This window comes from Nocardia brasiliensis NBRC 14402 (assembly GCF_000308475.2).
GTDB lineage: Bacteria > Actinomycetota > Actinomycetes > Mycobacteriales > Mycobacteriaceae > Nocardia > Nocardia brasiliensis.
This window is the reverse complement of the sequence record NZ_BAFT02000038.1, coordinates 227,134-253,628: the sequence shown is the minus strand read 5'-3', so window position 1 is coordinate 253,628 and position 26,495 is coordinate 227,134. Positions and strand designations below refer to the sequence as shown.

General features: G+C 69.4%; 27 protein-coding genes. 14 read left to right on the top strand and 13 right to left on the bottom strand.

Annotated features, from left to right (window positions below; translation table 11 throughout):
* The first annotated feature begins 69 nt into the window (after positions 1-69).
* On the top strand, positions 70-312 hold the full coding sequence (locus tag TY25_RS12685) for a hypothetical protein (RefSeq protein ID WP_042256101.1): 243 nt from the start codon (positions 70-72) through the stop codon (positions 310-312).
* Here the strand turns inward: TY25_RS12685 and TY25_RS12680 are convergent.
* Positions 292-2,979 (bottom strand): helix-turn-helix transcriptional regulator, encoded by a 2,688-nt coding sequence (locus TY25_RS12680; RefSeq protein ID WP_042256100.1) that lies wholly within the window; start codon positions 2,977-2,979, stop codon positions 292-294. The two genes, TY25_RS12685 and TY25_RS12680, sit on opposite strands and share 21 nt — an antisense overlap.
* A 121-nt stretch (positions 2,980-3,100) precedes the next feature.
* Here TY25_RS12680 and TY25_RS12675 point away from each other — a divergent pair, with 121 nt between their 5' ends.
* Both TY25_RS12675 and TY25_RS12670 read left to right on the top strand, forming a co-directional pair.
* Positions 3,101-3,712: an MspA family porin gene (locus TY25_RS12675; RefSeq protein ID WP_226887434.1), complete on the top strand. Its 612-nt coding sequence runs from the start codon at positions 3,101-3,103 to the stop codon at positions 3,710-3,712.
* Between the two features lie 125 nt (positions 3,713-3,837).
* Positions 3,838-5,022: a T6SS phospholipase effector Tle1-like catalytic domain-containing protein gene (locus TY25_RS12670; protein ID WP_042256099.1), complete on the top strand. Its 1,185-nt coding sequence runs from the start codon at positions 3,838-3,840 to the stop codon at positions 5,020-5,022.
* Here TY25_RS12670 and treY read toward each other — a convergent pair.
* The 3 genes from treY to TY25_RS12655 are packed head-to-tail and all read right to left on the bottom strand — an operon-like array spanning position 5,019 to position 10,190.
* The gene (treY, locus tag TY25_RS12665; RefSeq protein WP_226887433.1) at positions 5,019-7,451 is read right to left on the bottom strand and encodes a malto-oligosyltrehalose synthase; all 2,433 of its coding nucleotides are present in this window, start codon (positions 7,449-7,451) and stop codon (positions 5,019-5,021) included. The two genes, TY25_RS12670 and treY, sit on opposite strands and share 4 nt — an antisense overlap.
* A gap of 11 nt (positions 7,452-7,462) precedes the next feature.
* Complete coding sequence (gene glgX, locus TY25_RS12660; RefSeq protein WP_042256098.1) at positions 7,463-9,583, bottom strand: glycogen debranching protein GlgX; 2,121 nt, start codon at positions 9,581-9,583, stop codon at positions 7,463-7,465.
* Positions 9,584-9,641: 58 nt separating this feature from the next.
* Positions 9,642-10,190 carry a cupin domain-containing protein gene (locus tag TY25_RS12655; RefSeq protein ID WP_042256097.1) on the bottom strand — a complete coding sequence of 183 codons (549 nt, stop codon included), beginning with the start codon at positions 10,188-10,190 and terminating at the stop codon, positions 9,642-9,644.
* Positions 10,191-10,220: 30 nt separating this feature from the next.
* Between TY25_RS12655 and TY25_RS12650 the strand changes: the two genes are divergently transcribed.
* Positions 10,221-10,679 carry a MarR family winged helix-turn-helix transcriptional regulator gene (locus TY25_RS12650; protein WP_042256096.1) on the top strand — a complete coding sequence of 153 codons (459 nt, stop codon included), beginning with the start codon at positions 10,221-10,223 and terminating at the stop codon, positions 10,677-10,679.
* A 16-nt stretch (positions 10,680-10,695) separates the two neighbouring features.
* On the opposite strand, the gene TY25_RS12645 is transcribed toward TY25_RS12650, so the two are convergent.
* Complete coding sequence (locus TY25_RS12645; RefSeq protein ID WP_042256095.1) at positions 10,696-11,640, bottom strand: bifunctional helix-turn-helix transcriptional regulator/GNAT family N-acetyltransferase; 945 nt, start codon at positions 11,638-11,640, stop codon at positions 10,696-10,698.
* A gap of 178 nt (positions 11,641-11,818) precedes the next feature.
* On the opposite strand from TY25_RS12645, the gene TY25_RS12640 reads away from it, so the two are divergent.
* From TY25_RS12640 to bioD, 3 genes are all read left to right on the top strand, one after another.
* The gene (locus TY25_RS12640; RefSeq protein WP_042256094.1) at positions 11,819-13,096 is read left to right on the top strand and encodes an adenosylmethionine--8-amino-7-oxononanoate transaminase; all 1,278 of its coding nucleotides are present in this window, start codon (positions 11,819-11,821) and stop codon (positions 13,094-13,096) included.
* Between the two features lie 40 nt (positions 13,097-13,136).
* A complete protein-coding gene (locus TY25_RS12635; RefSeq protein WP_042256093.1) occupies positions 13,137-14,291 on the top strand; it encodes an 8-amino-7-oxononanoate synthase in 1,155 nt (384 codons plus the stop codon).
* Between the two features lie 360 nt (positions 14,292-14,651).
* Entirely contained in the window at positions 14,652-15,326 is a 675-nt protein-coding gene (bioD, locus tag TY25_RS12630; RefSeq protein ID WP_042256092.1) for a dethiobiotin synthase, read from the top strand.
* A gap of 105 nt (positions 15,327-15,431) precedes the next feature.
* Here the strand turns inward: bioD and TY25_RS12625 are convergent, their stop codons facing one another.
* The 4 genes from TY25_RS12625 to TY25_RS12610 form a co-directional block, all read right to left on the bottom strand.
* Positions 15,432-16,457 carry an ABC transporter substrate-binding protein gene (locus TY25_RS12625; RefSeq protein WP_042256091.1) on the bottom strand — a complete coding sequence of 342 codons (1,026 nt, stop codon included), beginning with the start codon at positions 16,455-16,457 and terminating at the stop codon, positions 15,432-15,434.
* 136 nt (positions 16,458-16,593) lie between these two features.
* A complete protein-coding gene (locus TY25_RS12620) occupies positions 16,594-17,469 on the bottom strand; it encodes an ABC transporter ATP-binding protein (RefSeq protein WP_201773661.1) in 876 nt (291 codons plus the stop codon).
* Positions 17,466-17,804 carry a hypothetical protein gene (locus TY25_RS12615; RefSeq protein ID WP_042256090.1) on the bottom strand — a complete coding sequence of 113 codons (339 nt, stop codon included), beginning with the start codon at positions 17,802-17,804 and terminating at the stop codon, positions 17,466-17,468. The genes TY25_RS12620 and TY25_RS12615 overlap by 4 nt, the downstream gene beginning before the upstream one ends.
* Positions 17,801-18,832 carry a FecCD family ABC transporter permease gene (locus tag TY25_RS12610; protein WP_042256089.1) on the bottom strand — a complete coding sequence of 344 codons (1,032 nt, stop codon included), beginning with the start codon at positions 18,830-18,832 and terminating at the stop codon, positions 17,801-17,803. The genes TY25_RS12615 and TY25_RS12610 overlap by 4 nt, the downstream gene beginning before the upstream one ends.
* Before the next feature lie 227 nt (positions 18,833-19,059).
* Here TY25_RS12610 and TY25_RS12605 point away from each other — a divergent pair, with 227 nt between their 5' ends.
* Positions 19,060-20,229: an alpha/beta fold hydrolase gene (locus tag TY25_RS12605; RefSeq protein ID WP_042256088.1), complete on the top strand. Its 1,170-nt coding sequence runs from the start codon at positions 19,060-19,062 to the stop codon at positions 20,227-20,229.
* A gap of 90 nt (positions 20,230-20,319) precedes the next feature.
* Here the strand turns inward: TY25_RS12605 and TY25_RS12600 are convergent, their stop codons facing one another.
* Positions 20,320-20,904, bottom strand: a complete 585-nt coding sequence (locus tag TY25_RS12600) for a TetR/AcrR family transcriptional regulator C-terminal domain-containing protein (RefSeq protein ID WP_042256087.1) — start codon at positions 20,902-20,904, stop codon at positions 20,320-20,322.
* A gap of 192 nt (positions 20,905-21,096) precedes the next feature.
* Here TY25_RS12600 and bioB point away from each other — a divergent pair, with 192 nt between their 5' ends.
* From bioB to TY25_RS12575, 5 genes are all read left to right on the top strand, one after another.
* Positions 21,097-22,137 carry a biotin synthase BioB gene (gene bioB / locus TY25_RS12595; protein WP_081868835.1) on the top strand — a complete coding sequence of 347 codons (1,041 nt, stop codon included), beginning with the start codon at positions 21,097-21,099 and terminating at the stop codon, positions 22,135-22,137.
* Positions 22,138-22,163: 26 nt separating this feature from the next.
* Positions 22,164-22,373, top strand: a complete 210-nt coding sequence (bsaP, locus tag TY25_RS12590) for a biotin synthase auxiliary protein BsaP (protein ID WP_088607237.1) — start codon at positions 22,164-22,166, stop codon at positions 22,371-22,373.
* On the top strand, positions 22,373-23,050 hold the full coding sequence (locus TY25_RS12585; RefSeq protein ID WP_042256085.1) for a DUF2567 domain-containing protein: 678 nt from the start codon (positions 22,373-22,375) through the stop codon (positions 23,048-23,050). Before bsaP ends, TY25_RS12585 begins: the two co-directional genes overlap by 1 nt.
* A 95-nt stretch (positions 23,051-23,145) precedes the next feature.
* The gene (locus tag TY25_RS12580; protein ID WP_042256084.1) at positions 23,146-23,679 is read left to right on the top strand and encodes a DUF1353 domain-containing protein; all 534 of its coding nucleotides are present in this window, start codon (positions 23,146-23,148) and stop codon (positions 23,677-23,679) included.
* 8 nt (positions 23,680-23,687) lie between these two features.
* Positions 23,688-24,218 (top strand): P-loop nucleotide/nucleoside kinase family protein, encoded by a 531-nt coding sequence (locus tag TY25_RS12575; protein WP_042256083.1) that lies wholly within the window; start codon positions 23,688-23,690, stop codon positions 24,216-24,218.
* On the opposite strand, the gene TY25_RS12570 is transcribed toward TY25_RS12575, so the two are convergent.
* Positions 24,173-24,595, bottom strand: coding sequence for a TetR/AcrR family transcriptional regulator C-terminal domain-containing protein (locus TY25_RS12570; RefSeq protein WP_146154028.1), 423 nt, complete (start codon positions 24,593-24,595; stop codon positions 24,173-24,175). The genes TY25_RS12575 and TY25_RS12570 overlap by 46 nt on opposite strands.
* A 205-nt stretch (positions 24,596-24,800) precedes the next feature.
* Between TY25_RS12570 and TY25_RS43390 the strand changes: the two genes are divergently transcribed.
* Complete coding sequence (locus TY25_RS43390) at positions 24,801-24,977, top strand: hypothetical protein (protein ID WP_169744338.1); 177 nt, start codon at positions 24,801-24,803, stop codon at positions 24,975-24,977.
* A gap of 53 nt (positions 24,978-25,030) precedes the next feature.
* On the opposite strand, the gene TY25_RS40470 is transcribed toward TY25_RS43390, so the two are convergent.
* Together TY25_RS40470 and TY25_RS12560 are read right to left on the bottom strand one after the other, a co-directional pair.
* Positions 25,031-25,642, bottom strand: coding sequence for a DUF6506 family protein (locus TY25_RS40470; protein ID WP_052382942.1), 612 nt, complete (start codon positions 25,640-25,642; stop codon positions 25,031-25,033).
* An 82-nt stretch (positions 25,643-25,724) separates the two neighbouring features.
* On the bottom strand, positions 25,725-26,483 hold the full coding sequence (locus TY25_RS12560) for an NUDIX hydrolase (protein WP_042256082.1): 759 nt from the start codon (positions 26,481-26,483) through the stop codon (positions 25,725-25,727).
* Between the last annotated feature and the right edge of the window lie 12 nt (positions 26,484-26,495).

The window sequence follows — 26,495 nt, the reverse complement described above, 5'->3', positions numbered from 1 at the left end:
CCATGTGCTGTGTCCCCGGCAACATGAAGTTCGGTGGACCGAACTTCGCTGTGCGTATATCCTTACTGGATGGCAGTTGTTCACCCATCGGCCCGCTCCGCGACGGTTGACATCGCGGGCAGCGCATGGCCTGTCTACAAGCTCGAGGCCCTCGCCCTCGGGCTGGTGACCTGCTTGATCCTGGCCCTGATCACCGGCTCGCCGCAGGTGGCCGTGCTGGTCGCGGCCGCGGTCGGTGCGGCCCGCTGGATCGCCGGACAGGTCGTGACCCGGCGGGCGAGCGCCGCGGAGCTACGCCGCGTCGAGCGGTAACCGCGCGAGTTCGCCGCGCGACAGCACACCCAATTTCGGATACGCCTTGTAGAGGTGATGCCCGACCGTGCGCGGGCTGAGAAACAATTGCGCCGCGATATCCCGATTCGACATGCCCTGCGCGGCCAGCCGCACGATCTGTAGTTCCTGCGGAGTAAGCCGCCCGAGCACACCTCCCGCGGGCTTCGCGGCGGTGCCGACGCCGAGCGCACCGAGTTCGGTCCGCGTCCGCTCCGCCCACGGGACGGCGGCCAGCCGCTCGAATGTCTCCAGCGCGGGTTGCAACTGGAGACGCGCGTCGGCTTTGCGGCGTTGGCGGCGCAGCCATTCCCCGTACAGCAGTTGGGTTCTGGCCTGTTCGAACGGGCGCCCGCCCAGTTCGAGCGCGGCGCGATAGTGCTGCTCGGCGTGCGCGTCGTCGACCAGCGCCCGGCAGCGGTGGGCGAGGGCCCCGATCCAATCCTGTTGTGCGCGTGCGGTCCAGGTCTCCAGGCGGGCGAGGGCGTCACCGGCCCGTTCCGGTGTGCCGAGGCGCACGGCCGATTCGATCAGATCCGGGATGGCGCGCAGCCCGATGACCTGGTGCCGTCCGGGCTCGCGGGTCAGCGGTTCCAGCCTGGACAACGCGCTGTCGACCTGGCCGAGTCCGAGTTCGAGCAGTCCGAGCGCCCAGTACGTCCACTGTGTGCCCGCCGCCGCGGACCCGCCGAATTCCTCCGACCGGGCCCGCTGGACCAGGTCCCGGCAGTCCTGTGCGCGACCCTCGAGCGCGGCGAGGCAGGCGAGGAAGCTCGCCAACTGGCTGATCCACTGACCCTGCCCGATGTCTTCGGCGATCCGCAGCCCTTCGGTCGCCGCGACCCGGGCCTCCTGCGGCCTGCCGAGGAACAGCTCGGCTTCGGACCGGAAGAACAGCAGGGTGGGCAGCCCGGCGATGCGGCCCTGATCCCGGCATTCGGCGATGAGCAGCTGCGCCAGTTCGGTGACCTGCTCGTCCTGGCCGACCACCAGGCCGATGCCGCACATCTGGACCAGATCGCGCGGGGAGTCGGCGCCTCGCGCGCGGGCTGTCGCCGCGGCCGTGCGCAGGTCGACGGTGAACCGGCCGTGGATGCCCGCGACCGCGTACTCGATGATCGGCGTCAGCGGCTCGGCCGGCGGCAGTGCGAGCGCGGTCAACGTGTCGGCGACCTGCGCGAGTTCCGCGGTCCCGAGGTACCAGGCGGTGTGGATCGCTTGACCGAGGATGCGCGCGGCCCGGACCGGCTCGCTTGCCCGGACCAGGTCCGCGGCGTCCAGCAGCAGTTCGTGTGCGGTGCGCGGTTTGCCCGCGCCGAACTCCGCGGTGGCCAGCACCAGGCGCAGCCGGGCGGTGTAGCCGGGGTCGGCGGTCTGGCCCGCCGCTCGCTCGGCCAGTGTCCGAGCGCGCTCCAATTGTCCGGCCTCGCCCGCGGTTTCGGCGGCGAGGACGAGGCGCCGGAGTCGGGCGGCGGTATCCACGCTCAACCCGGCGGCTCGTTCGTACGCGGCGACCGCACCGGAATAGCCGGAGCGGCCCCGGGCGCGGTCGGCGGTGTCCTCCAGCGCCGCGGCGGTGGCCTCGTCGGGTCCGGTCGCGGCCGAGGCCAGGTGCCAGGCGCGCAGGTCGGCGTGTTCGGGTGCGGTCGACACCTCGGCGAGGGCGCGATGCGCGGCCAGCCGTTGGGTCAGCGGCGCGCCCTGGTACACCGCCGAGCGCAGCAGCGGATGCCGGAAGGCGAAGGTCCGTCCGTCGCTGTGCAGCAGCCCCGCGTCCTCGGCGGGTTGCAGGTCGGCCAGCTGCGCGCCCAGCACCCCGGCGGCCGCCAAGACCGGTTCGAGTTCGGCGCTGCCCGCCGCGGCGGCGACGAGCAGCAGGGTCCTGGTCGGCAGCGGGAGCCTGTTCACCCGGCCGTGGAAAGCGACCTGCAGGCGCTGCGTCAGCGGCAACGGATTGAACCCCGCGCCGGGCGCCTCGGCCGCCAGCACCTCCGGAAGTTCCAGCAGCGCAAGCGGATTGCCCGCCGCCTCGGCGAGCAGGCGGTAGCGCACCGCCGGGTTCAGCGCGGTGCCGAGACCGTCCACCAGTGCCGCCGCCGCATCCTGCGCGAGGCCGGAGACCCGTAGTTCGGGTAGCCCCGGCGCGTGGAATTCGGCGTCTCCGGTGCGCGCGGCGAAGATCATCACGACGCCCTCGGCATCGAGTCGGCGGGCCGCGAACAACAGCGTCTCGGCGGTCGCCTGATCGAGCCAGTGCGCGTCGTCGATCAGGCAGAGCAGCGGGGTGTCGACGGCCTCCTCAGCCAGCAGTGACAGCACCGCCAAGCCGATGAGCATGCGGTCGGCCGGATTCTGGGCGGCCAGGCCGAACGCGCCGCGCAGCGCGTCGCGCTGCCGGCCGGGCAGCGTGTCCACCAGCGCCATACCCGGGCGAACCAGCAGATGCAGTCCGGCGAAAGGCAATTCGGCCTCGGATTCGATGCCCGCGCTGCGCACGGTCGGGACTCCCTGGGCGGCGGCGTAGTCCAGTAGCGCGGTCTTGCCGATGCCGGGCTCGCCGCGGATCACCAGCGCGCCGCTGCGACCGTCGCGGGCCGCCGCGAGCAACCGATCGATCCGCGCTTGTTCGGCCTGGCGTCCCCGGAGCATGTGCCCACCGTATCCGTCTGCTGGACGCTCGATCAGGCATCATCTGACCTCGGGAATTCGCGTGCGGTTCGGTCGTGTCATACGCATGGGAAATAGCGAACGGCTACTAAAGTGCGGGACTATGGCGTCGAACGTGAAAAGTGCTGTCCGGGCGGTGGCCGGAACGGTCATGGCCTGTGCGTCCGTGGCGACCTTCGCGCCATCGGCGGGCGCCGAGGTGCTGAGCATGCCGCCGCACGAGAAGACCTACGTCGCGCCCGGTGATTCCGCGATGAAGTTCACCGTGGGCAGCAGGGAAGAGAAGATCCACCGGATTCCGCCGCTGAATTTCATGGGCACCACCCGTGAGGCGCTCGTCAGCACCATCGCCTACGGCAAGCTCGACGGCGCGACCGCGGGCAAGCTCCGGATGGGGTATCACGTGGGCTGCGCGGTGACGATCGGCGCGGGCACGCTCGGCGCGACGCCCGACGTGATCATCGCTCAGAACCCCGCGTTCAATCCGAATCCGGTCGCCACGCTGAACATCAGCCCGGGGGAGGTCGGCGAGATCGCGATCGCGGAGAAGGAGATGATCCCCGGCAAGCTGATCCAGCTCAGCGTCCGGGATTTCCACATCAAGGTGAACTCCTGCACCGGGCCGGTCACCCTGCGCCAGTACGCCTACGTGGATTCCAAATCGCCCGAGGTCGATGATTCCGGGGCCGTCTTCGGCGATCCCACCTGGCTCTGACCGGGCAGTTCCGCCGGACGGCGTTGGAAACACGCGTCTTTCATTAACATCCCCGCAGTGTCACTCGATGATTCGAGTAGTCGAGTACGCAGGTTTCCAATGGATCCCAGCGGGAGGATGAGTCCATGAAACGCCTGGTCGTATGTTGTGACGGCACCTGGAAAGCCGAATCGAGCAGCACGGTATCGAACATCATCAAGATCGCGCAGACGATCCGGTTCGACGCGCCCGGCCCGACGGGGGAGAAGATCCAGCAGTGGGTCACCTATGTGTCCGGGCCCGGTGCCCGGGGCTTCCTCGCCGACCGGCTGATGGGGGGCGCGTTCGGCCTCGGTCTCGAAGCGAACCTGTCGTCCGCGTACTGGCACCTGGCGCTGAACTGGGAGCCGGGCGATGAGATCTACATCTTCGGTTTCAGCCGCGGCGCGTTCACCGCGCGTAGTCTGTCCGGATTGATCGATCGGATCGGCATCCTCACGCCCGAGGCGATGATCAGCGGCAAATACCCGAAGGCGCTCGAGATCCACCAGCAGGTACCGCCCAAGGACGGCAGCATTCCGGCGGCGTGGACGAAATTCCGCAAGGACAATTGCCATGTCGAACAGCCCAAGGTGAACTTCCTCGGCGTCTTCGACACCGTGGGCGCGCTCGGGGTGCCCGGGCTCACCTCGCTGCGGTACCGGTTCCACAACGTCAAACTCGCGCCGAGCGTGCACTGCGCGCGGCAGGCGCTGGCCATCGACGAGCGCCGGCGTAACTTCGAGCCGTGCCTCTGGGAGGTGCCGGTCGAGCCGAATATCAAATACCGCAGGGGTTTCCAGCGGGTGAAGCAGGTGTGGTTCGAGGGCGCGCACAGTGATGTCGGGGGCGGCCACAAGGAGTGCGGGCTGTCCGATGTCACGCTGCGCTGGATGGTGCGCGAGGCCGAATCCGTCGGGCTCGCTTTCGATCACGATCGGCTGGCGGCACTGTCCAAAGGCTGCCTGGCCTCGGGTGGAAACCACATGAAGTTGCATCCCTCGCTCGGCGTCGGCTACCGCGTGCTGAATGTGCTGCGCACCCTTCGGCATCCGCGCAGCCCGCGCTTCTACCTCGATTCCTGGCGTCGCCTCGCCAACGGCCACGAGCAGGGCATCCGGCTGGCCTCACTGGTCAACGAGGCCGACGACTACCTGCCGCCCAACCTGCGCCGCTGGCGCGCCCGCTTCGGCGGCATGTTCCCCGAAGAACTGCTGGAGAAGGTCACCCCGGTTTCGGTGCACCTGCTCGACGAAACCGTCGAGCCGGACCCGGCCTTGACCGCCGTCTAACGGACGAGCAAGGCCACCGGGAGGCGGGCGAACAGGCGCTCGATGCGGATGCGGCCCTGGAAGGTATGGCCGGTCAGGCGATCGATCCAGGTGCCCTCCGGTAGTTCGAGAGCGGTGTCGCCCCAGCCGGTTTCGGCGAGACCGACGCTGTGCCGGGTGGCCGCGACGATGATCTCGGGCGCTTCGGCGGGCCGGCCGCGGGTGTAGGCGATCAACCGCTGGGCCTCGCCGCCGGTGCCGAAGAGCGGAGCGTAGGTGCCGCCGACGAAACAGTCGGGCCGTTCCCGTCGCAGCCACAGCGCGTAGGCCACGATCCACATCTTGACCGCGCCGGTGACATCGAGTTCCGGTGTGCCGGTGAGCGATTGCAGCATGCCCGCGCGCAGGGCGAAATCGACCGGTCGCCGGTTGTCCGGGTCGACCAGCGAGTCCTCCCACAGTTCGCAGCCCTGATACAGATCGGGGATGCCGGGGCCGCACAGCTGCAACAGCTTCTGCGCCAGCGCGTCCGACCACGCGTGCGGTGCGAGCCGATGCACGAGATCGCCGAGTTCGGTGCCCACCGGCCCGTCGATCACCGTGTCCACCCAGGTGTGCACCTCGTCCTCGAAGGCAGCGTCCGGTTCCTCCCAAGAGGTCTTGGTGCCCGCCTCGCGAATCGCCTTCTCCGCGAACTGGTGCAGACGCTCCCGGAAGCCGGGAATCGCCGCCGCCGGCCTGCCGTCCGGCGGCCACACACCGAACATGTTCTGCAGCAGGAACAATGTGGTGGCGCCATCGGGACCGGGCGCGGTCTCCTGCCACGCGGTGACGCTGCGCGCCCAGTCCTTCGCGGCCTGCGAGAGCACGCCGATCCGCGCCCGCACGTCCTCGCCGCGCTTGGTGTCATGGGTGGACAGCGTGGTCATGGTGGCGGGCCAGCGTTGCGCGCGTTCGATATTGGCGAGATGGAACTCGATCAGCGAGCGCCCGAAGCGGGCCGGGTTACCGCCCATCTCCTGCAGCGACACCAGCCGGGCCGCCTGGTAGAACATGGTGTCCTCGACCGCCTTGGCCAGGATCGCGCCGCCGACCTGATGGAAGCGGGTCACCGCCTCGCCGCCCATGGCCAGCGCCGCCGTCAGCACCGCGAGCGGGTTGGTCAGCTCGCTGTTGCGCCGTTCCACCTCGGTGATCACGGCCGCGGTCATCCCGGCCAGCGGTGCGTAATCGGTGCGATAGACCGGCATGAACGCCAGCACCTCGATGGTGGCGTTGGTCAGCGCCATGGTGTCCACCGACTCGGCGCGCGCGTCGCGTTTGATGGCCGCGACCAACCGCCGGACATCGGCGGTGAGCACGGTTTCGGCGACGGCCCGCTTGATCCGGTGCTCGGTCTCGGAGATCCAGGCGCGGTCGCTGCCATGTCCGGCGAAGCGGCAGGACAATTCGGTGAGCGCGGGTTCGCCCTCCGGATCGATCAGCACCCCGCCCACGTCGGCGAGCGCGTCGTAACCGGTGGTGCCGTCGATCGGCAGAGTCGCGTCCAGCGGCTCCCGATTGGACAGCACCTTCTCCACGAGCAGCAGCCGGTTCGGCCCGATGATCTGGCGCAGGCGGATGAGATACGCACCGGGGTCGGCCAATCCGTCCGGGTGATCGATCCGCACGCCGTCGATGATGTCGTGCGCGCACCACGCCGCGAGCTCGCGATGGGTGATCTCGAAGACCTCCGGGTCCTCCTGCCGGATGGCGGCGAGCCCGCCCACGGTGAAGTACCGGCGGTAGGTGCACACTCCGGCTTTCCAGCTCACCAGGCGGTAGTGCTGCTTGTCGTGGATGCGCAGGGCGTTGTCGCCGTCGGTGCCGGGCGCGATCGGGAACCGCAGATCATGCAGTGCCAGCATGGGTTCGGCACCCGAACGGTCGACAGTTAGTGCGGCAGGGTCGTTCTCGCTCTGCAGCACGGGCAGGGCGAGGCGCCCGCCCGCGCCGTTGCCCGCGCTCCAATCGATGTCGAAGTAGTGCGCGAAGGGCGACTCGCGGCCGTTGCGCAGCACATCCCACCACCACGGGTTCTGCCGCGGGTCGGCCACCCCGACATGGTTGGGCACCAGGTCGACGAGCAAACCCATACCGCGACTGCGTACTTCGTCCGAGAGTGCCTTCAGCCCGGCGGGGCCGCCGAGCGCGGCGGAGACCGTGGTCGGGTCGGTGACGTCGTAGCCGTGCGTCGAACCCTTCGTCGCGGTGAGGATCGGCGACAGGTACAGGTGCGAGATGCCCAGCTGCTGTAGGTATTCCGCGATCGCGCGGGCGTCGGCGAAAGTCAGTGCGTCAGGGCGCAGTTGCAGCCGGTAGGTGCTGCGGATCGTGGTCGGGCGGGCCTGGGTCCGGCGCAGCGAAAGTGGGTCGGTCACGTGGGTCTCTGTCGCATCCGAGGGGGTCATGGGCGGTGGGGTCATCCCGCGTGCCGCAGCACGAGCAGACAGCGGGATTCGACGGCGACCGTGGCCGCCGCCGGGTAGTGCGCGTCGGCGATACCGGTCGGCGTCGCGCAGTCCAGCGCGACCGTCCAGGACATGCCGTAGCCGGAGTCCGGCAAGGTGAAATCCATCGCTTCGTCGTGGGCGTTGAAGCACAGCAGGAACGAGTCGTCGGTGATGCGTTCGCCGCGCGGATCCGGCTCGTGGATGCCCATGCCGTTGAGGAACACGGTCAGCGATTTGCCGAACCCGCTGTCCCAGTCCGCGGTGGTCATCTCCGAGCCCTCCGGGGTGAACCAGGCGACGTCGCGCGCGTGATCGCGCGAACGCACCGGCCTGCCGTCGAGGAAGCGGCGGCGCCGGAAAATGGGGTGCTCGGTGCGCAACGCGATCACGTTGCGGGTGAATTCGAGCAGGTCCGAATTCTGCTGCAGCAGTGACCAATCCATCCAGGCGAGCGGGGAGTCCTGGCAGTACACGTTGTTGTTGCCGTGCTGGGTGCGGCCCATCTCGTCACCGTGCGCGAGCATCGGCACGCCCTGGCTGAGCACCAGCGTGGCCAGCAGATTGCGGCTCTGCCTGGCGCGCAACGCGAGAATGTCCGGGTCGTCGGTGGGGCCTTCGACACCGCAGTTCCAGGATCGGTTCCAGCTCTCGCCGTCGCGGTTGTCCTCGCCGTTCGCCTCGTTGTGTTTCTCGTTGTAGGACACCAGGTCTCGCAGCGTGAAACCGTCGTGCGCGGTGACGAAGTTGATGCTCGCGCTGGGCCTGCGGCCGGTGGCCTCGTACAGGTCGGAGGAGCCGGTGAGCCGGGAAGCGAACTCGCCCAACGTGGCCGGTTCGCCGCGCCAGTAGTCGCGCACCGTGTCGCGGTATTTGCCGTTCCATTCGGTCCACAGCCCGGGAAAATTGCCGACCTGGTATCCGCCCTCGCCGACGTCCCACGGTTCGGCGATCAGCTTCACCTGGCTCACCACCGGATCCTGTTGCACCAGATCGAAGAACGTGGACAGCCGGTCGACATCGTGCAGTTCGCGCGCCAGGGTGGCGGCCAGGTCGAAGCGGAAGCCGTCGACGTGCATGTCCAGGATCCAGTAGCGCAGCGAGTCCATGATCAGCTGCAAGGTGTGCGGGTGGCGCACGTTCAGGCTGTTGCCGGTGCCGGTGTAATCCATGTAGAGCGAGGGGTCGTCGTCGACGAGCCGGTAGTACGCGGCGTTGTCGATGCCGCGGAAGCCGATGGTCGGGCCGAGGTGGTTGCCCTCGGCGGTGTGGTTGTAGACCACGTCGAGGATCACCTCGATGCCCTCGGCGTGCAGCGCGCGCACCATCGCCTTGAACTCGGTCACCGCCGAGTCGGCGCGTTTGATCGCGGCGTACTCGTTGTGCGGGGCGAGGTAGCCGAAACTGTTGTAACCCCAGTAGTTTCGCAGGCCCTGGTGCAGCAGCACCCGGTCCTGCAGGAACTGGTGCACCGGCATCAGCTCGATCGCGGTGACGCCCAAGCCTTTCAGGTGCTCGATGATCGCCGGGTGCGCGATGCCGGAGTAGGTGCCGCGCAACTCTTCCGGGACGTCGGGGTGCGTCGCGGTCATGCCCTTGACGTGTGCCTCGTAGATCACCGTCTCGTGGTACGGCCGGTTCGGCGCGCGATCGGTGCCCCAGTCGAAGTACGGGTTGATCACCACGCCCGCCATGGTGTGGCCGAGCGAATCCAGCCCGTGCGTGTACAGCGACGGGTGGTCGTCGAACGCGCCGTCGAACGCCTTGCCGTACGGGTCGAGCAGCAGTTTGCTCGGATCGCAGCGCAGGCCGTTCTCCGGGTCGTAGGGGCCGTGCACGCGGAATCCGTAGCGCTGACCCGGTCCGACAGCAGGCAGGTAGGCGTGCCACACGTAGCCGTCGACCTCGTCGAGCGGTACGCGGGACTCGGTGCCGTCGCGGGCGATCAGGCTCAACTCGACGGCGTCGGCAACCTCCGAGAACACCGAGAAGTTGGTGCCCGCGCCGTCATAGGTCGCGCCGAGTGGGTAGGCGGTGCCGGGCCACACACCGAGTGGTGTCGCGTCACCGGACGCTGCGTCGGGCTGAGCCATAGGAACGACACTAGCGGCAGCGGTGATTCGGGTGCTGCGGGTGGTTGGGACCTGGCGCTCAGCGGGCGTCGGCGGGGGTGGGCAACCAGCGCCGCCGGTAGCCGAATCGAACGGCAAGCCGAGCCAGTCCGCCCAGCACCGCGCGTTGCGCCCACGCGGGGAGGCCGGCCAGGTAGCCGTCTTGGTAATCCCACAGCAATGCCAGCGCGAGCGGGTCACGCGGCACCCGGCCCCGGGTTGTTTTGCCCGCGATGTCCAGGTTGTGCCAGAGCTGGAACATCTCCCAGTGCCGCAGGGGTGGCCGGATCTCGTGGTCGAACACGGTGTCGGCGGTCTCGCTCCAGAACTCGTGCACCGTGCCCGCCGGCGCTGTCACCGTGTCGCCGGGATTCGCGATCACCTCGACCCCGTCGATGCGGTACCGGTTGCGGCCTTGCCGGATGGTCCACTGCTCGGCCAGAACGGGGTGCCAGTGCGGGCCGGCCTGGCGCCCGGCGTGCGGCAATGTGTGACGCAACCGCAGGTAGGGGCCCTGTTCGTCGGTTCCCTCCGCGACGAACGTGACGCGGTGCCCGTTGCGGAAGGTGAGGGTCGTACTGTCTCGCATACTTCAAGATATAAAGGTAACCTTCGTAATGTGTCAACTGCCGATGCGAATGCCACCCTGCTGAAACTGCTGAGTCAAGCCACTGCCGCTTACGAACGCGCACTCAATCGGGAGTTGCGTGCGCGCCTCGACGACCGGCTCCGGCCTGCGCACTATGTGGTGTTCCGGCACCTCGACCCGGCGGGATCCCGGATCACGACCCTGGCCGAGGCGGCCGGGATGACGCAGCAGTCGATGGGGGAGTTGGTGATTCACCTCGAGCGCTGCGGGCTGGTCGAGCGGCGGGTCGATCCGGCCGATCGGCGGGCCCGGCTCGTGGTGCTCACCGCGGCCGGCGAGACGGCGCTCGGCGTTGCGGCACAGCAGATCCGGCGGATCGAACTCGCGCTCGCCGACGGGCTCGGCGCTCGCCGGTCGGCCGAGTTGCGCCGGGCGCTGGCTGCGGTGCGGGATGCGCTGGACGTCGAATTCGCCGATCCTGCCGGATGATTCGTGCGGGGGCGGCTCAGCGTGCGGGACCGAGTGACCGGCGCCAGGTTTGGCCGATCAGGTCGGCGCCCCAGCTGTGATGCGGGCTCTCCTCGGCGAGTTCGAAACCCGCGCGCTGATAGATGTGCCGGGCCGCGGTGAGCACGTCGTTGGTCCACAGCACGATCTCGCGGTACCCGGCCGCGGTCGCGAAGCGCAAGCATTCCTCGACCAGCGCCGAACCGACGCCGAGGCCGCGGGCGGTGGGCTCGACGAGCAGCAGGCGCAACCGCGCGGTGGTTTCGTTCTCGGCGACACAGAAGATGCTGCCGACCGGCGCGCCACCGGATTCGGCGATCCAGGCGCGCTCGCGCTGCTCGTCGTGCGAGTGCAGGTAGTCGGCGACGATGCGGACGATCAGCTCCTCATACGTGCCGTCCCAGCCGTATTCGTCGGTGTAGAGCCGGGCGTGCCGCTCGATGACCCAGCCGAAATCGCCCGGCGCGGGCGGGCGGAGGGCGAACGGGGGCGCGGCGGCGGCATTGGCCGGATGATCGAGGATCTGCTGGATGGTCCGCATCGCGGTGACCAGCCGGGCGCGGGTGGCGGGCGGTTTGGCGTTGAGCAGGTAGCCGATCTCGTCGCTGGAGCGTTGATCGAGCACGGCGAAGATCTCCTTGCCCTTCGCGGTCAGCCGCACCTCCTGGCGGCGGCCGTCGCTGTCGGAACGGTTGCGCAGCACCAGGCCCTCGCGTTCGAAGCGGGTCAGGATGCGGCTGAGGTATCCGGCGTCGAGATCCAGTGTCTGCCGCAGGGTTACCACCTCGGTGATCCCGGAGTTGGCGAGCTCGAACAGGATTCGCACCTCGGTCAGCGAATACTCGCTGTCCAGCAACCCTTCCCGAAGCACGCCGATGACTCGGGTGTAGCGGCGGTTGAACTCCCGGACTGCGGCGATATCGGTGGCGGCGACGGTGGTCACGACGGCTCCGTTCCTCGGTGACGTCAAATAGATCGTTGACTGAGTCAAAGAATACGCCGCACAGGCTGGTGGCGCCGGAAAATGCCGTCGTCGGATGTTCCGGCGCAGCTCGGGTGGTAACTTGAACGCCGTTCAAGCCCGTGCGCGAGGCCGGGCAGTCGCGACCGCGAGGATTCCTGTGGCACTGACACCTGACGAGATCACCGCTATCGACGCCAAACATGTCTGGCACCCCTACGGCGGATTTCCGGCCACCACCGAACCGCTGGTGGTGGCCGAAGCGGCCGGCGCCCGGCTGACCCTGGCCGACGGCCGGATACTGGTCGACGGGATGAGTTCGTGGTGGGCCGTCATCCACGGCTACCGGCACCCCGTGCTCGATGCCGCGCTCGTCGCCCAGTCGCAGCGGATGAGCCACGTCATGTTCGGCGGGCTCACCCACGAACCGGCCGCGCGCCTGGCCGAACTGCTCGTCGAGATCACCCCCGCCGGCCTGGACAAGGTGTTCCTCTGCGATTCCGGCTCGGTGTCGGTCGAGGTCGCGGTCAAGATGTGCCTGCAATATTGGCGCAGTCGGGACCTGCCCGCGAAACGGCGGCTGCTGACCTGGCGGGGCGGGTACCACGGGGACACCTTCACGCCGATGAGCGTCTGCGACCCGGCGGGCGGCATGCATGCGCTGTGGACCGACGTGCTGGTCGACCAGCTTTTCGCGCCGCTGCCGCCGCGTGACTACGAACCCGGCTATGTAGCGGAGCTGGCGCGGATGATCAGCGAGCACGCCGACGAACTCGCCGCGGTCATCGTGGAACCGATCGTGCAGGGCGCGGGCGGTATGCGCTGGCATCATCCGCGGTATCTGACCGAGCTGCGCAGGCTGTGCGACGAACACGGGGTGCTGCTCGTCTTCGACGAGATCGCGACCGGATTCGGCCGTACCGGAACACTTTTCGCGGCCGACCAGGTCGGCGTGAGCCCGGACGTGCTGTGCGTGGGCAAATCGCTGACCGGTGGGTACCTCACGCTGGCCGCCGCGCTGTGCACATCGCAGATCGCCGAGACGATCAGCGCCGGGCACGGCGGACTGATGCACGGACCCACCTTCATGGGCAACCCGCTGGCGTGCGCCGTCGCGGTCGCCTCGATCGAACTGCTGCGCGCGCGGGATTGGCGCGGGGAAGTGGCGCGGATCGCGGCCGAGCTCGAAACCGGCCTCGCCCCGATACGGGAACTCCCCGGCGTCGTGGACGTGCGCGTGCTCGGTGCGATCGGCGTGATCGAACTGGACCGTCCCGTGGACATGCGCACCGCGACCGATGCCGCGGTCGCGGCCGGCGTCTGGCTGCGGCCCTTCCGCAACCTGATCTACACGATGCCGCCGTTCATCAGCACGACCGAAGAGGTCGCGACGATCACCGCGGGGATGCGGGCGGCGGTCGAGGCGCAGGGGAGCTGAAGGGTGCGACTTGAACGGTGTTCAAGTATGCTGCGGAGCTGTGACTATCGATCCGTTGAGCTGGTTGGACGAGCGTGCTGCGGCACGGGTGGCCGCGGGGTTGCGCCGTGAGTTGCGGCCGCGGGCGGCGCAGACGCCGTCGATCGACCTCGCCTCGAACGACTATCTGGGGTTGGTGCGCCATCCCGAGGTGATCGAGGGGGCGATCGACGCGGTGCGACGCTGGGGCGCCGGGGCCACCGGCTCCCGGCTCGTCACCGGTACCACCGCCGCGCACGCGGAACTGGAAGCCGACTTGGCCGAATTCGTCGGCGCCGAAGCGGGACTCGTGTTCGCCTCCGGTTACGCCGCCAACCTCGGTGTGGTCACCGCGCTGGCCGGGCGTGGGGCCCTTGTGGTTTCGGACGCGGGCAGTCACGCGTCACTGGTGGACGCGTGCCGGCTGTCGCGGGCGCGGGTGGCGGTCGCCGAACACCGCGATGTCGACGCCGTCGACCGGCTGCTGGCCGAGCGCACCGAGGAGCGGGCGCTGGTGCTCACCGACTCGGTGTTCAGCGCCGACGGTGACCTCGCGCCGCTGGTCGAGTTGCACCGGGTCACCCGGGCGCGTGGTGCGGTGCTGGTCGTGGACGAGGCGCACGGGCTCGGGGTGCGCGGCGCCGGTGGACGCGGTCTGGTGCACGAGCTGGGGCTGGCCGGTCAGCCGGATCTGGTGATCACCGCGACGCTGTCGAAAGCCCTTGCCGCGCAAGGCGGAGTCGTCCTCGCCGCGGAACGGGTCCGCGCCCACCTCGTCGACGCGGCCCGCACCTTCATCTTCGACACCGGACTGGCTCCCGCCGCCGTCGGCGCGGCGCACGCCGCGCTCCGCGTACTGCGCCGCGAACCGGACCTGGCTGCCCGTGTGCTCGACCGCGCCGCCGACATCGCCCGCATCGCGGGGGTGCCCACCCCCGAATCAGCGGTCGTCTCAGTGGTACTCGGCAAGGCCCAGGTCGCCTTCGACGCGGCCCAGCGCTGCCGGGCCCGCGGCCTCGACGTCGGCTGCTTCCGCCCACCCTCGGTCCCGGAAGGCACCTCCCGCCTCCGCCTCACCGCCCGCGCCAACCTCACCCCCGCCGAGATCACCACCATCGCAACAATTCTCGGCGCAGTATTGGCCGACGCCCGCGCCCCAGAAATGGTGCACACCTGAACCCGGGCAGTGCCCGAAGCCCCCAGGCGTGCGCAGGCACACAATTCCCGCACCCCTTCCGTCTTCCTGCACCCCCTCTGCCCCACGAAAGCGAGTGCGGGAGAACAGAAGGAGTGCGCGAGCGGCGGCGAGTCCTCGGGGCGAACAGCAGGCGGGGCATGAGCAAGCGTGGGGTGGAACGGGTTGCGGGCGAACTCGCCCGGGTACCGGAGGCAGGGTGTGGCGCATTTTCCGCACCCCTTCTGTGTTGTCGCACCCGCTTTGGCATGCGGGAGCGGGTGCGCGAACACGGAGGGGGTGCGGGGAGTCGGGGAGGGCGTGGGGTGAGCAGGATCGTCTATTCGAGAGTGAGGTGTGGGTGTGGGTGTTCTGTTGATCACCGGGACGTCTACTGATGTGGGCAAGACGGTGGTGACGGCGGCGGTTGCGGCGGTGGCGCTGGCGCAAGGGAGGTCGGTGGCGGTGTGTAAGCCGGGGCAAACCGGGGTGGCAACGGGCGAACCCGGTGATCTGGCGGCCATCGAGCGGCTCAGCGGTGTCACGCGGACCGCCGAATTCGCGCGATATCCCGATCCGCTGGCGCCGGATACCGCGGCCCGGCGAGCCGGACTGCCGGAGCTGACGCTGGCCGAAACCGTCGCGGGCATAGCCGAACTCGGTGACGCGGACCTGGTACTGGTGGAGGGTGCGGGCGGGCTGCTCGTGCGGCTCGGTGATTTCACCCTGCTCGACCTGGCCGAAAAGCTCGCCGCTCCGGTGCTGGTGGTGTCCGCGGCCGGGCTCGGCACCCTCAACCACACCGAATTGACCACTCGCGCAATGCAAGCCGCGGGCGTGCGTTGCGCGGGCGTCGTGATCGGTTCCTGGCCCGCCGAACCCGACCTCGCCATGCAGTGCAACCGGGTCGACCTGCCGCGCCTCACCGGCGTGGACCTGGTCGGCTCGATCCCCGCGGGCGCAGGCTCCTGGCCGCGCGTGAGCTTCACCAGCGCGGCCCCGTCCTGGTTCGACCCGTCCTGGTCGCCGTTCGCCTGAACTCGCGCACCCCTTCTGCGCTCACGCACCCGCTGTGCCGTGCCACAGCGGGTGCGAAGACCCAGAACGGGTGCGATGATTCAGCAGGGGTGCGGGGGCAGGTGCTCAGCGGAGGGCGTCGTCGGCGCGGGGTTCGATGGTGGAAACGGGGACCAGGTTCCAGCGCTCGAGTTGCTTGCGGATCTGTTCGGCGGCGTCGATGTTGAGCGGCCCGCTGGTCCACATGGCGTAGGGGAGATTGAGGAAGCGGCCCTCGGTGACGGCGCGGAGCTGATTGATCCCGGGCTTGCTGCGCAGCGCGTCCAGTTTCTGCGCGAAGGTCTGCGGCGGATAGTCGACGAACATGATGGCGTCGGGGTCGGCGGCGGCGAGCCGTTCCCAGGACACCCGTGTCCAGGTGTCGGGCACGTCGCTGAGTGCGTTGCGTCCGCCCGCGGCGTCCAGGATCGCTTGGGGCGCACCGAAACTGCCGCTCGACATGAGTGAGTCGGTGGCGCTGTCGAACAGGAAGATGGTCGGTTTGCGCTCGGCCTGCGGTGCGGTATTCAACGCGGCGAGGCGCTGGTCCAGGTCCGCGGTGACCTCGGCGGCGCGCTCGGTGCGTCCGGTGATCGCACCGAGGTTGGTGAGATCGGTGCGCAGCGCCGTCCACGGCTCGACGATGCCGCGCGGCTTCTCGCCGTTGCGCTGGCGGCAGCTCTCGGTGAGCGTGTAGGCCGCGATACCGGCCTTCTGCAACGAATCCGGGGTGAGGTTCTTCGCTTCGTCGTACCCGTAGCTCCAGCCGGCCACCATCACGTCGGGGCCCTGCGCCAGCACCGTTTCCCTGGACGGATACTCCGGCGCAACGGATTTCAGCTGATCGACGACCGGACCGTAGTGCCTGCGCAGCGTATCGGCATCGCGCTGCACACTCGACACCGCGACCGTCTGATCTTGCGCGCCCAGCGCCAGCACCATCGAGATCAGGTTGCCGTCGTTGACGAACAACCGCTGGGCAGGCGTCGGAAAGCGCACGTCCACATCGCAATTCCGCACGGTCAGATCCCCGCCTGCCGACTTCTCGGCACTGCATCCGGCCACCGCGGCGGCCAAGGCCACCGCCATCAGCACCCGCAACCCGTGTCTCATCCATCCACCTCTCGTTGATATTTCGAAAGCACAGTCGAGCCGCCGGATCCCGCGCGACCAGGCCTGATGCGTTGCCGGCCGGCTGGATAGGCCGTCTCCGCCCTGTTCGACCACCGATCGGAGCCGCGTACCCCGCTCATGGCAGGCGCGGGGTGATGAGCAGGTGCGGGTGGCCGGTCGTCGGGTGCGGCACCCGCAGGGCTTGCACCGCGAAGACGGCCTCGACGATGTCGGGGGCCAGCGCGGTTGCCGGTGGTGCGAGCGGATGTGCGGTGCCGTTGTGCAACACCAGGATCCGGTCGCAGTAGCGGTCGGCCAGGGTGAGGTCGTGCAGCGCCATGACGACGGTGCGGTGCAAGGTGCGGGCCAGCGCTAGCAGTTCCAGCCGGTGGGTGATGTCCAGGTGGTTGGTGGGTTCGTCCAGCAGCAGCACCGGGGTGTCCTGCACCAGTGCCCGCGCCAGCAGCACCCGCTGGCGTTCGCCGCCGGAGAGGTGATGCACCGGACGGCCGGCGAACCCGGCCAGATCGACGGTGGCCAAAGCCTGTTCGATCACCTGCTGTTCGCGCGGTGATCCGGCGCCCCACGGCGGCAGATACGGGGTGCGGCCGAGCGCGACGACCTCACCGGCGCGCAGATCGGCGGGCGGTCGCTCGTCCTGCGCCACCGACGCCACGGTCCGCGCCCGCCGCCGTGCGGACAACCCGTGCAGTACTAGGCCGTCCACGAGTACCCGTCCACGCACGGGCTCACGTACTCCCGCGAGCACCTGCAGCAGGGTCGTCTTCCCGGTCCCGTTCGGCCCGACGATCCCGATCGTCTCTCCGGCCCGCACCGTGAAACTCACGTCGGACACCACCGTCCGCCGCCCCGCCGCACAAGCCAAGCCTTCGGCCACCAGGACGCCGCTTTGTTCCCGGTCGGCTCGTTGCGCGAATCCGCCGGTGTCCGCGCCGATATCGTCGCGACGGACCGAGTCGGCTGCCTCCGCTGCTCTGCTACGCCGGTTCATGTCCTGCGGCCGTTCGCGCCGATGCTGCCGCAGCGCAGCAGATCTGCCGCGCCGGCGCAGTGGACCGACAGCTCCGCTCGGCTCGTGCGCTCCGCGTCGGCCGTGTTCGCTCGCATGACCCGCGTGATGTGGGCGCCGCGGCACCGGGGCCAACCCGTACCGATGAGTCCGTTGCGCCGGTGCATATCCCGCTGTCGTTCGCGGCGGATCAGATCGCCCAGCGCCGGTACGGCACCGTCGTGGCGAGGCGCGGCCGAGTGCGCGGTGCTCGGCAGTTCGGCGGCACTGGCGGGCCGAAGCGAATTCCCGTCGGCGGGACTGTTGCGCCGGTTCATGATTCACCGAAGCGGTAGCGGCGGCGGCCCATCAGGATGAGGAAGGCGGGGGCGCCGATGAGGCCGGTGAGGACGCCGACGGGGATTTCGGTGGGGCGCACGACGATGCGGGTGAAGGCGTCGGCGACGACGAGGAACAGGGCACCGCAGAGCGCACACGCGGGTAGCAGGCTGCGGTGGCGCGGGCCGACCAGCAGGCGGGTGGCGTGCGGCACGACCAGGCCGACGAAGCCGATGCCGCCGGAGACCGCGACGAGTACGCCGACGAGCACCGCGAGCAATACGAACAATCCGATACGGAGTTCCTTCACCGGAACACCCAGCGAGGCGGCGGTATCGGCGCCGACGGTCAGCGCGTCCAGCCAGCCGCCGGTGGCCAGCAGCACGACGCTCGCCAGGGCGACCACACTGAGCGGCAACGCGATTCGCGTCCAGTCGGCTCCGGCGAGACTGCCGAGCAACCAGAACAGCACGGATTGGGCGGCGGCCGGATCGGGCCGCCGGAAGATCAGGTAGCTGCTCAGCGCGGCGAAGGCGGAGCCGAGGACGGTGCCGGTGAGCACCAGTCGCAGCGGCGTGAGCCCGCCCTGGGCCACCGCGATCAGGAACACCAGCGCCGCCGCGACGAACGCACCGACCAGCGCGCCGCCGGAGAGCGCCCACACGCCCGCCCCGGCGAACAGCCCCGAGGTGATGACCGCGGCCGCGCCGACGCCGGCTCCCGAGGACACGCCGAGCAGGTACGGGTCGGCGAGCGGATTGCGCACCAGCGTCTGCATCGCGGTCCCGGCCAGCGCGAGCCCGGCCCCGACGATCGCGGCGAGCAGGGTGCGCGGCACGCGCAGCTGCCACACGATGGTGTCCAGCCCGAAATCGGTGGGCGGTTGCCCGGTGAGCCGGTGCCGCAGCACCTCGACTACCGCGGAGACCGGCAGGTTCTCCGCCCCGAAACCGGTGGCGACGAGCATGGCGCAGCCGAGTAGCGCCCCGAGTACGGGTAGCGCGATCGCCGTGCGGGCACGGATCATCGGCGTTGCTCCACAGGCAAGTCGCGGCCTCTCCAGAGTTGCTCGGCAGGGGAGGTCTGACTCTCGCCGTGGTGGCGATCACAGTGGCGCGACCGTACCGGATTCTCACCGGTTTCCCGCACCTGCCAGGTAGGACGGGAGAACTCTACCGGTCGGTCGGGTTAACACTCGCGCGGGGCCGCGTGGGACATGGCGACGGCTCGGTTCTGTTACCTACAGTGGGGAAGATGTCGCCGTTCGAAGATCGGCACCCGTCCACTGTCGCGGACTGGGACGACGCGCGACGCAGAGCCCGGCTACGGGAAACGAACCTGTGGCACGAGTGGAAGTCGTTGCGGCGGACCAAGTCGGCCATGGTGCGGGTGCTCGTACTGCTCGTCGCCGTACTCATCTGCTATGCGCAATATCTGACCTTCGATGTGCAGCCGGAAGCGGCGCGCCTGGCGCGCACCGACCCTGCGATCCTGCCCGTCGCGGCACCGGCCGACCCGCGCGACTGGGACACCGTGGTGGTGGACATGGTCGGTCTGGGCAACGTGGACGCCAGCGCGACCGCCGCGGCCCTGCCCTCGCTGCGCCGGATGGGCATGGTGTGGGCGATCCGCTACGACAACGAAGGTATCGACACCAAGGTCATCGCCGAACTGATCGTGCGCGCCGCCGAGCTGTCCGGGTTGAAGAACGTCGTCCTGGTCGGGCACAGCATGGGCGGGGTGATCGCACTGGAGGTGGCCAAGCACATCCATCTCGACAGCGATCGCCGGCTGGTGGGGGTGATCCTGGACTGCACGCCGGTGGACCTGAACGCGGTCCGCCCGGAGAGCCGCGGTCGCGGCGAGGACATGGTGCGCTGGATGCGCTGGCTGCCCGGCGCGCGGGAGAGCAGGTTGTTGCGCCTGGCCGTGGAAACCTATGCGCGGCGGGATCGTTTCGTCTCGCACGGCGGGGGCGGTACGCCGCCGGGCATCCGCTTCGCCCAGTTGCGTGACGTGCTCGACGAGGTGTTGCGGGAGAAGATCTTCTCCCGCAACGCGGCCAGCAACGGTTTGATCGAGTCGCAGTTCACCGCGATCGTCGCGGGCGGCGCAACGAGCGATCTGCGTGCCCTGGCCGCGCCCGTGGACGGAAAAGCCCGTCCCGCTGTCGTTTTCATCCGGCCCCGGGACGCGAGCCGGGACCGGGTGGTCGATGTGGAGTACTCGCACCGGGTGCTGATCGAGCAGGCCGGTGGGGTCGACGGCACCCTCTCGGTGGTGCAGGCCCGAAACACCGGGCACGCCAACCCGATGCAGCGTCCGGTGGAATACAACACGGTGATCGAGCAGCAGATCGTCCCCTTCATCCAGCGCTATCAGCAGCAGGTCCGCACGACGATCAGTTCGGCCGCACCGCGCTGAGGCAGTTCGAACCAGCCTGAGACAAACGGTGTTCGGGCCGGATTGTCTTGTGCTCGGCCGCTATGGCCGCACCACCGCCGCGTTGCGGAATCAGCGCACGCGGGTGCCGAGCAGGTGCCGTACGCCCGCGACGAACAGTTGCAGGCCGAAGTCGAAACGCGCCGTGGGGTCCGGGATCTCGTCGAACGGGGTGTCGTCCTCGGGTAGTGCGCCCGCGGAATCCATCTGCATCCTGGACTGTTCGTCGACGGTCTGGCCGAGCACGTAGTACAGCAGCGTGAAGGAGCTGAGCTCGGCCTCGGAGCGGGGCATGCCCGCCCGGATGGCGGCGCTCACCATGCGTTCGCGGCCTTTGCTCGTGGTGAGCCGGGAAGCGTAAGTGGCCGAGACCAATTCGGCGCCGTCCCGGTAGGCGAGCAGGCAGTCGCGCAGCCGGTGCGCCAATTCGATGACCTGGCCGGACCATTCGGTCGCGACGATCGGATCGTCCATCGGCGCGAGGATCTTGTCCGCGACCGCGCCGAGCAGCGCCTGCTTGTTCGGGAAGTGCCAGTACAGCGCGCCCGGCTGCACCTGGAGCGAGCCGGCCAGCCTGCGCATGGTCAGATCGGCGAGGCCGTACTGGTCGAGAATCGCGATGGCGCCGTCGACCACGTCCGCTCTGTGCAGCTGCACCCGATTTCCTCCGTCTATCCCTGGCAGTACCTGTCTGTGCACGCACGCTACCGCCTCGGGACGCTCGGTTGTGCCGCCGCGTCCGAGTCACGCCTCGGGTGCCGCAGTGTTTTGACTCACTGCCCGCGCTACCCTAACCTGAACGCCGTTCAAGTTGCACGGCCACCTCGGCCGGACGAAGGGATTCGTGCAGTGACCCAGGCCCCCGTTGATACCTATTCGCCCACCCCGCCGGCTGCCGCCGCGATCCTGTCCGTCGCCCGGGCGCAGGTGCTCGAGCGCGGTGTCGGGCTCACCCAAGAGCAGACCCTCGAGGTGCTGCGCCTCGGCGACGATCAGCTCGAGGAGCTGCTCGCCCTGGCCCACGACGTGCGGATGAAGTGGTGCGGCCCGGAGGTCGAGGTCGAGGGCATCATCAGTCTCAAGACCGGCGGCTGCCCCGAGGACTGCCATTTCTGCTCCCAGTCCGGCCTGTTCCAGTCGCCGGTGCGGGCCGCCTGGCTCGACATCCCGAGCCTGGTCGAAGCCGCCAAGCAGACCGCCAAGACCGGCGCCACCGAATTCTGCATCGTGGCCGCGGTGCGCGGCCCGGACGCGCGCCTGATGGCGCAGGTCGCCGCGGGCGTCGAAGCGATCCGCAACGAGGTCGACATCCAGGTCGCCTGCTCGCTGGGCATGCTCACCCAGGAACAGGTCGACCAGCTCGCCGCGATGGGCGTGCACCGCTACAACCACAACCTGGAGACCTCGCGCTCCTACTTCCCGAACGTGGTCACCACGCACACCTGGGAGGAGCGCTGGGACACCCTGCGCATGGTGCGCGCGGCGGGCATGGAGGTGTGCTGCGGCGGCATCCTCGGCATGGGCGAAACCCTGGAGCAGCGTGCGGAATTCGCGGCTAACCTGGCCGAGCTGGAACCGGACGAGGTCCCGCTGAACTTCCTCAACCCGCGCCCCGGCACCCCGTTCGGTGATCTCGAGGTACTGCCCGCCGCGGACGCGCTGCGCGCGGTCGCCGCGTTCCGGCTCGCCTTGCCGCGCACCATCCTTCGTTTCGCGGGCGGTCGCGAGATCACCCTCGGCGACCTCGGCGCCAAGCAGGGCATCCTCGGCGGCATCAACGCCGTCATCGTCGGCAACTACCTCACCACGCTCGGCCGGCCCGCCGAGGCCGATCTGGATCTGCTGGGCGAGTTGAAGATGCCGATCAAGGCGCTCAACGAAACCCTCTGACCCGGCCCATGAGTAGTGTCATGCCCATGGACGAGCGCTACAACCCGTTCACCGGCAAACGGATCGTGCCCGGTCTCGACGACGCCGTACCCGCGGCCGCCGCACTGGGTCTGGAACCGCCACGGTTCTGCGAGCAGTGCGGTCGCCGGATGATCGTGCAGGTGAGTCCGGACGGCTGGTGGGCAAATTGCTCCCGGCACGGTGTGATCGACGCCGCCAGTCTGGAACTGCGCTAGTGCCGGGGACGCCGACCGCCGCGCCGCACGAGGTGCGCGGCGCCGCCGTGCTCGCGCTGCTCGTGGTGCTGACCAGTGCGCTCGTCGGGGTGCTGTGGGGCGTGGTCGCGCCGACCGAGCAGCTGTTCGTGGTGGAGCAGGGCCGCGGCGCCGTGCTGACCGGAGAGAGCGCGCATCAATTCGACGCGGTCGCGATGTTCGTCTGCTTCGGCGCGGTCACCGGTCTGCTCACCGCGATCGCGGCGTGGCGCCGGCGTGCGCTGCGCGGACCGCTGCTGCAGATCGGGCTGCTGGTCGGCTCGCTCATCGGGGCCGTCGTGATGGCGAAGCTCGGCGAGCAGGTCGCCGCATGGGCGCATCCGCGGCCGCATGATCCGCCGATCGGGCAGATCGTCGAGCTGCCCAGCGAAATGGGCAGCTGGCTGGCGCTGATCGTGCAGCCGTTGGTCGCCTCGCTCATCGTGCTGTTCTGTGCGGCGCTGAGCCCGTCGGAAGATCTGGGCACCGGTACCGATCCCGTCCGTGCGATAGCGCCGTTCGGGTCGCTCGGCGCCCCGGCCTATCCCGCGGGCGACGCGTCGTACCCGGCGGGTGGACCGGCCGTGCCCTACGGTGGTTACGAGCCCGCCGGGGAGACCGGCTCCGGATCGCCGCCGCAGACCCGGCCCAGCCACTGACGGCGTTGTCCGAACCGTTGCCCGGCCGACAGCTCAGCTGTACCGCAGGCTCCTAGAATTGGGGGACACGCTGTGCGTTCGGAGAGGAACGGGTTGTGGCGTTCGTCGGTAGCGGGCTGGTCGTCGAGGAGCTCGACGCGAAGTTCTGGCGGGTGGTCGAACCGCTCGTATATCAAGGTGATTCCCAGGAATTCGTGATTCCGGCCGGGTTCCGCACCGACTTCGCGTCGGTGCCGCGGGCGCTGGTGTGGCTGGTGCCGCGCTACGGCGCCTACACCCGCGCTGCCATCCTGCACGACTTCCTGCGCAGTACCGGGACGGTGAGCGTCGCCGACGCGGACGGTCTGTTCCGCCGCTGCCTGCGCGAGCTGAACGTGACGGTACCGCGCCGCTGGATGATGTGGGCGGCAGTGCGTTTGGCCAGCGGCCTGCGCGGCGCGAGCCTCGGCGCCGTCGCGATCTGGGTGCTGATCGCCGTCCCGTCCGTGCTGTTCCTGGCGGTTCCGGTCATCGTCGTCCAGCTGTTCCTGGTGCTGTTCTGGTTCGTGGAGTTGTTCTGCTGGGCCGTCTCGCGCCTCTTCACCCGTACCGCCGCGCCGCCGCCCGAACCGCAGATGAAGACGGCCTGACCGCGCGCATGAGCCTGCCCACACTGGTGGTGGTCAGTGGACCGCCGGGCGTCGGCAAGACCACCCTCGCGCACGGCCTGGCGCGGCGGCTCGGCTGCCCCGCCGTGTGCCGCGACGAGATCAAAGAGGGTATGGTGCACGCCACCCCGGGATTCGTTGCCGGGGTGGATAATTCACTCGACCTGCGGACGTTGTCGGTGTTCTTCGAGACCCTGGAGCTGCTCCTGCGCGCGGGGGTAACGACGGTGGCGGAGGCGGCTTTCCAAGACCGCCTGTGGCGGCCGGGCTTGACTCCGCTGCTGGGTCTGGCGCAGGTGCGCGTCGTGCACTGCGTGGCCGTACCCGAGGTCGCCGCTGAGCGAATCCAGCAGCGCCGCAACGAGAATCGGCTCCGTCGCGCGCATTCGGCGCCCGGGTCGGCGGTGCCGATCGGCAGGCCGTTCGACCGGGTCGCCCTGGACGTGCCCTACCTCGAGGTCGACACCGCCGCCGGCTACGTCCCGTCGCTCGACGAGGTGGTCGCCTTCGTCAACCGGTAGTGCTCGGTCACTGCGGTCCCGGATGCCACCGAGCGCGGCGTCGAGCATCCGGTCGAATTCCGCTGCGGAGCCGAAGTCGTCCATCCGGGAAGCGAGAGCAGCCATGGTCGGGTAGCGCGTGCGGTCGATCGCGGGTAGCTCGCCGGCCTGCCGGCGCCGGTCACGGCGAGCAGGTATCCGTTGCGGAAGGCGAAGAGCAGCATCGGTGCGTCCGCGACCACCTGTTCGGGCAGTCCGGCCGCGCGCATGGCGGTGACCAGCCGCTCCAAGGCGACGAGGGCGGCTGGTGAGGTCTGTGGCCGTGCGGCCAGGAGCGGCACGACATGGGGATGCCGGTAGGCCGTCACCACCAGCGTCGCGCTGGCCGCGCTGCCCACCGAGGACACTTCCGGTGCCGTCGGCCTGGCGCCGCTGCTCGGCTGGATCGAAATACTGCCCTGTCTGGCAGGACTTTTGGCGATCCTGCTGCTGTGGAAACAACCGCGCTGAGACGGATGGCCGCACGATGCGTCGCGCGTGGAAAATGGGTGGAGGGGTGTCAGCGGCACGCGTAGGGTCGCGGAGCGGAAAGGAGGTCCGGTGATGAATGGAAAGAGTGGGGCGGCGGCGGAACCGGCTTCCGCGCCGAGCGGCGAGCGAGCAGATCTGGTGGCTTGGCGGCGTCGAGATGCGTTGCGGCGCAGTAGTGCCGCGCAGCCGCTGCCGAACAAGCGGCGGTACCGGCGGGTCACCAAGCATCGCAAGGCAATAGCCGACTAGGCCCGCTCGACGGGGGAAGCGGTCGCGCCGATCGATAAGCGCGCCATAATGTCTCATCGATCAACGCCGCGGCGGCGAATAGCTCGACGCCGCGGCGGCGGGTAACCGGGCAGCCCCACCGGGACCTGCCCGCCGACCCGCTCGAGCACGGCCGCCGCCCAGTCCGGCCCGACGCCGCCGTACAGTTCGATCAGGTGCAGGCCCTCCGGTTCCGCTGCCAGTTCCGCGGCGATATCGGCCGCTTCGGTTGCGGAGCGGGCGGCCGCGAACACGGTGGTCAGCATCCCGTCGCGGCGCGTGACGCGATCGGTCGCCGGATCGGCCTCGGGGGACAGGTAGAGGAAAGCGCCGCGCAGCGTCGCACCCCGCTCGTAGCGTTTCTTGAATTCGTTGGCGGCGGTGAGCGATTCGATCCCGTACAGCACGGCGGACACCGGTGTGTCAGCACCGACGGCGGCCAGCGCCGCGGTATGCCCCGGCAGCCCGAACCCGCCGCACAGCTCGATCAGCCCGACCCCGTCCTTCGCCAGCGACACCGCCAACTCGATCCCGGCTGCCGGGCCTGGCACCGCGAGGAACATGATCTCCCCGCCCGTCCACCGGGTCACCACGCGATCCGTGGCCTCTGCGGCCTCGTAGATGACCGCCGTCGTCTTACCGTTCATCGTTGCCCCCGAGATGATTCCGTCCGGCTACGTCCCCACTGAATCACCACGGCCCGGCCACCGCGAGCCCCCAATGCGGTCGTCAGGTACGAGGGCGCAGGGCGGCGAACTCGTCGGTGACGCGGATGCCGGAGTCGGTGTAGCGGTAGACGGCGGCGGGGCGGCCGCCGGCCCGGCCCGGGGCTCTGGTCTGCCCGGTGGGGGTGATCACCTTGCGGCGGGTGAGGACTCGTTGCAGGTTAGTCGTATCGACGTCGTAACCTAGTGCGGCGCAGTAGATTTCGCGAAGGGTGGACATGGTGAAATCGGCGGGGGCGAGGGCGAACGCGATATTGGTGTAGGAGAGTTTGGCGGCCAGCCGGGTACGCGCGTGATCGACGACCGTGCCGTGATCGAAGGACATCGGCGGCAGCGCGGAGACGGGGTGCCAAGCCGTGTCCGAGGGCAGCTGGGGGTCGGCGGTGAGCGGGACCAGTCCCAGATAGGCCGACGCGATCCGGCGCGGCGCGGGCACCCGGTCGGGCGCGCTGAACACCGAAAGCTGCTCGAGGTGGGCCAGCTCGCGCACGTCGACCTTCTCGGCGAGCTGCCTGCCCGCCGAGGTGTCGAGGTCCTCGTCGTCGCGCAGGCGCCCGCCGGGCAGCGACCAGGTGCCCTTCTGTGGGTCGAGCGCGCGCTCCCAGAGCAACACGGCCAATTCGGTCCGCTGTCCGGGCGGGCATCGCCCGATGATCTCCTTTCCGGCCTCTGCGGGGCCGGGACCTGCGGCGATGTTGGCGGGGAAGCGGCGAACCTGGAACACCGCGGTGAGCGTTTCGTGGATGGTGCTACTATGGGCCACGTTTTCGATTAT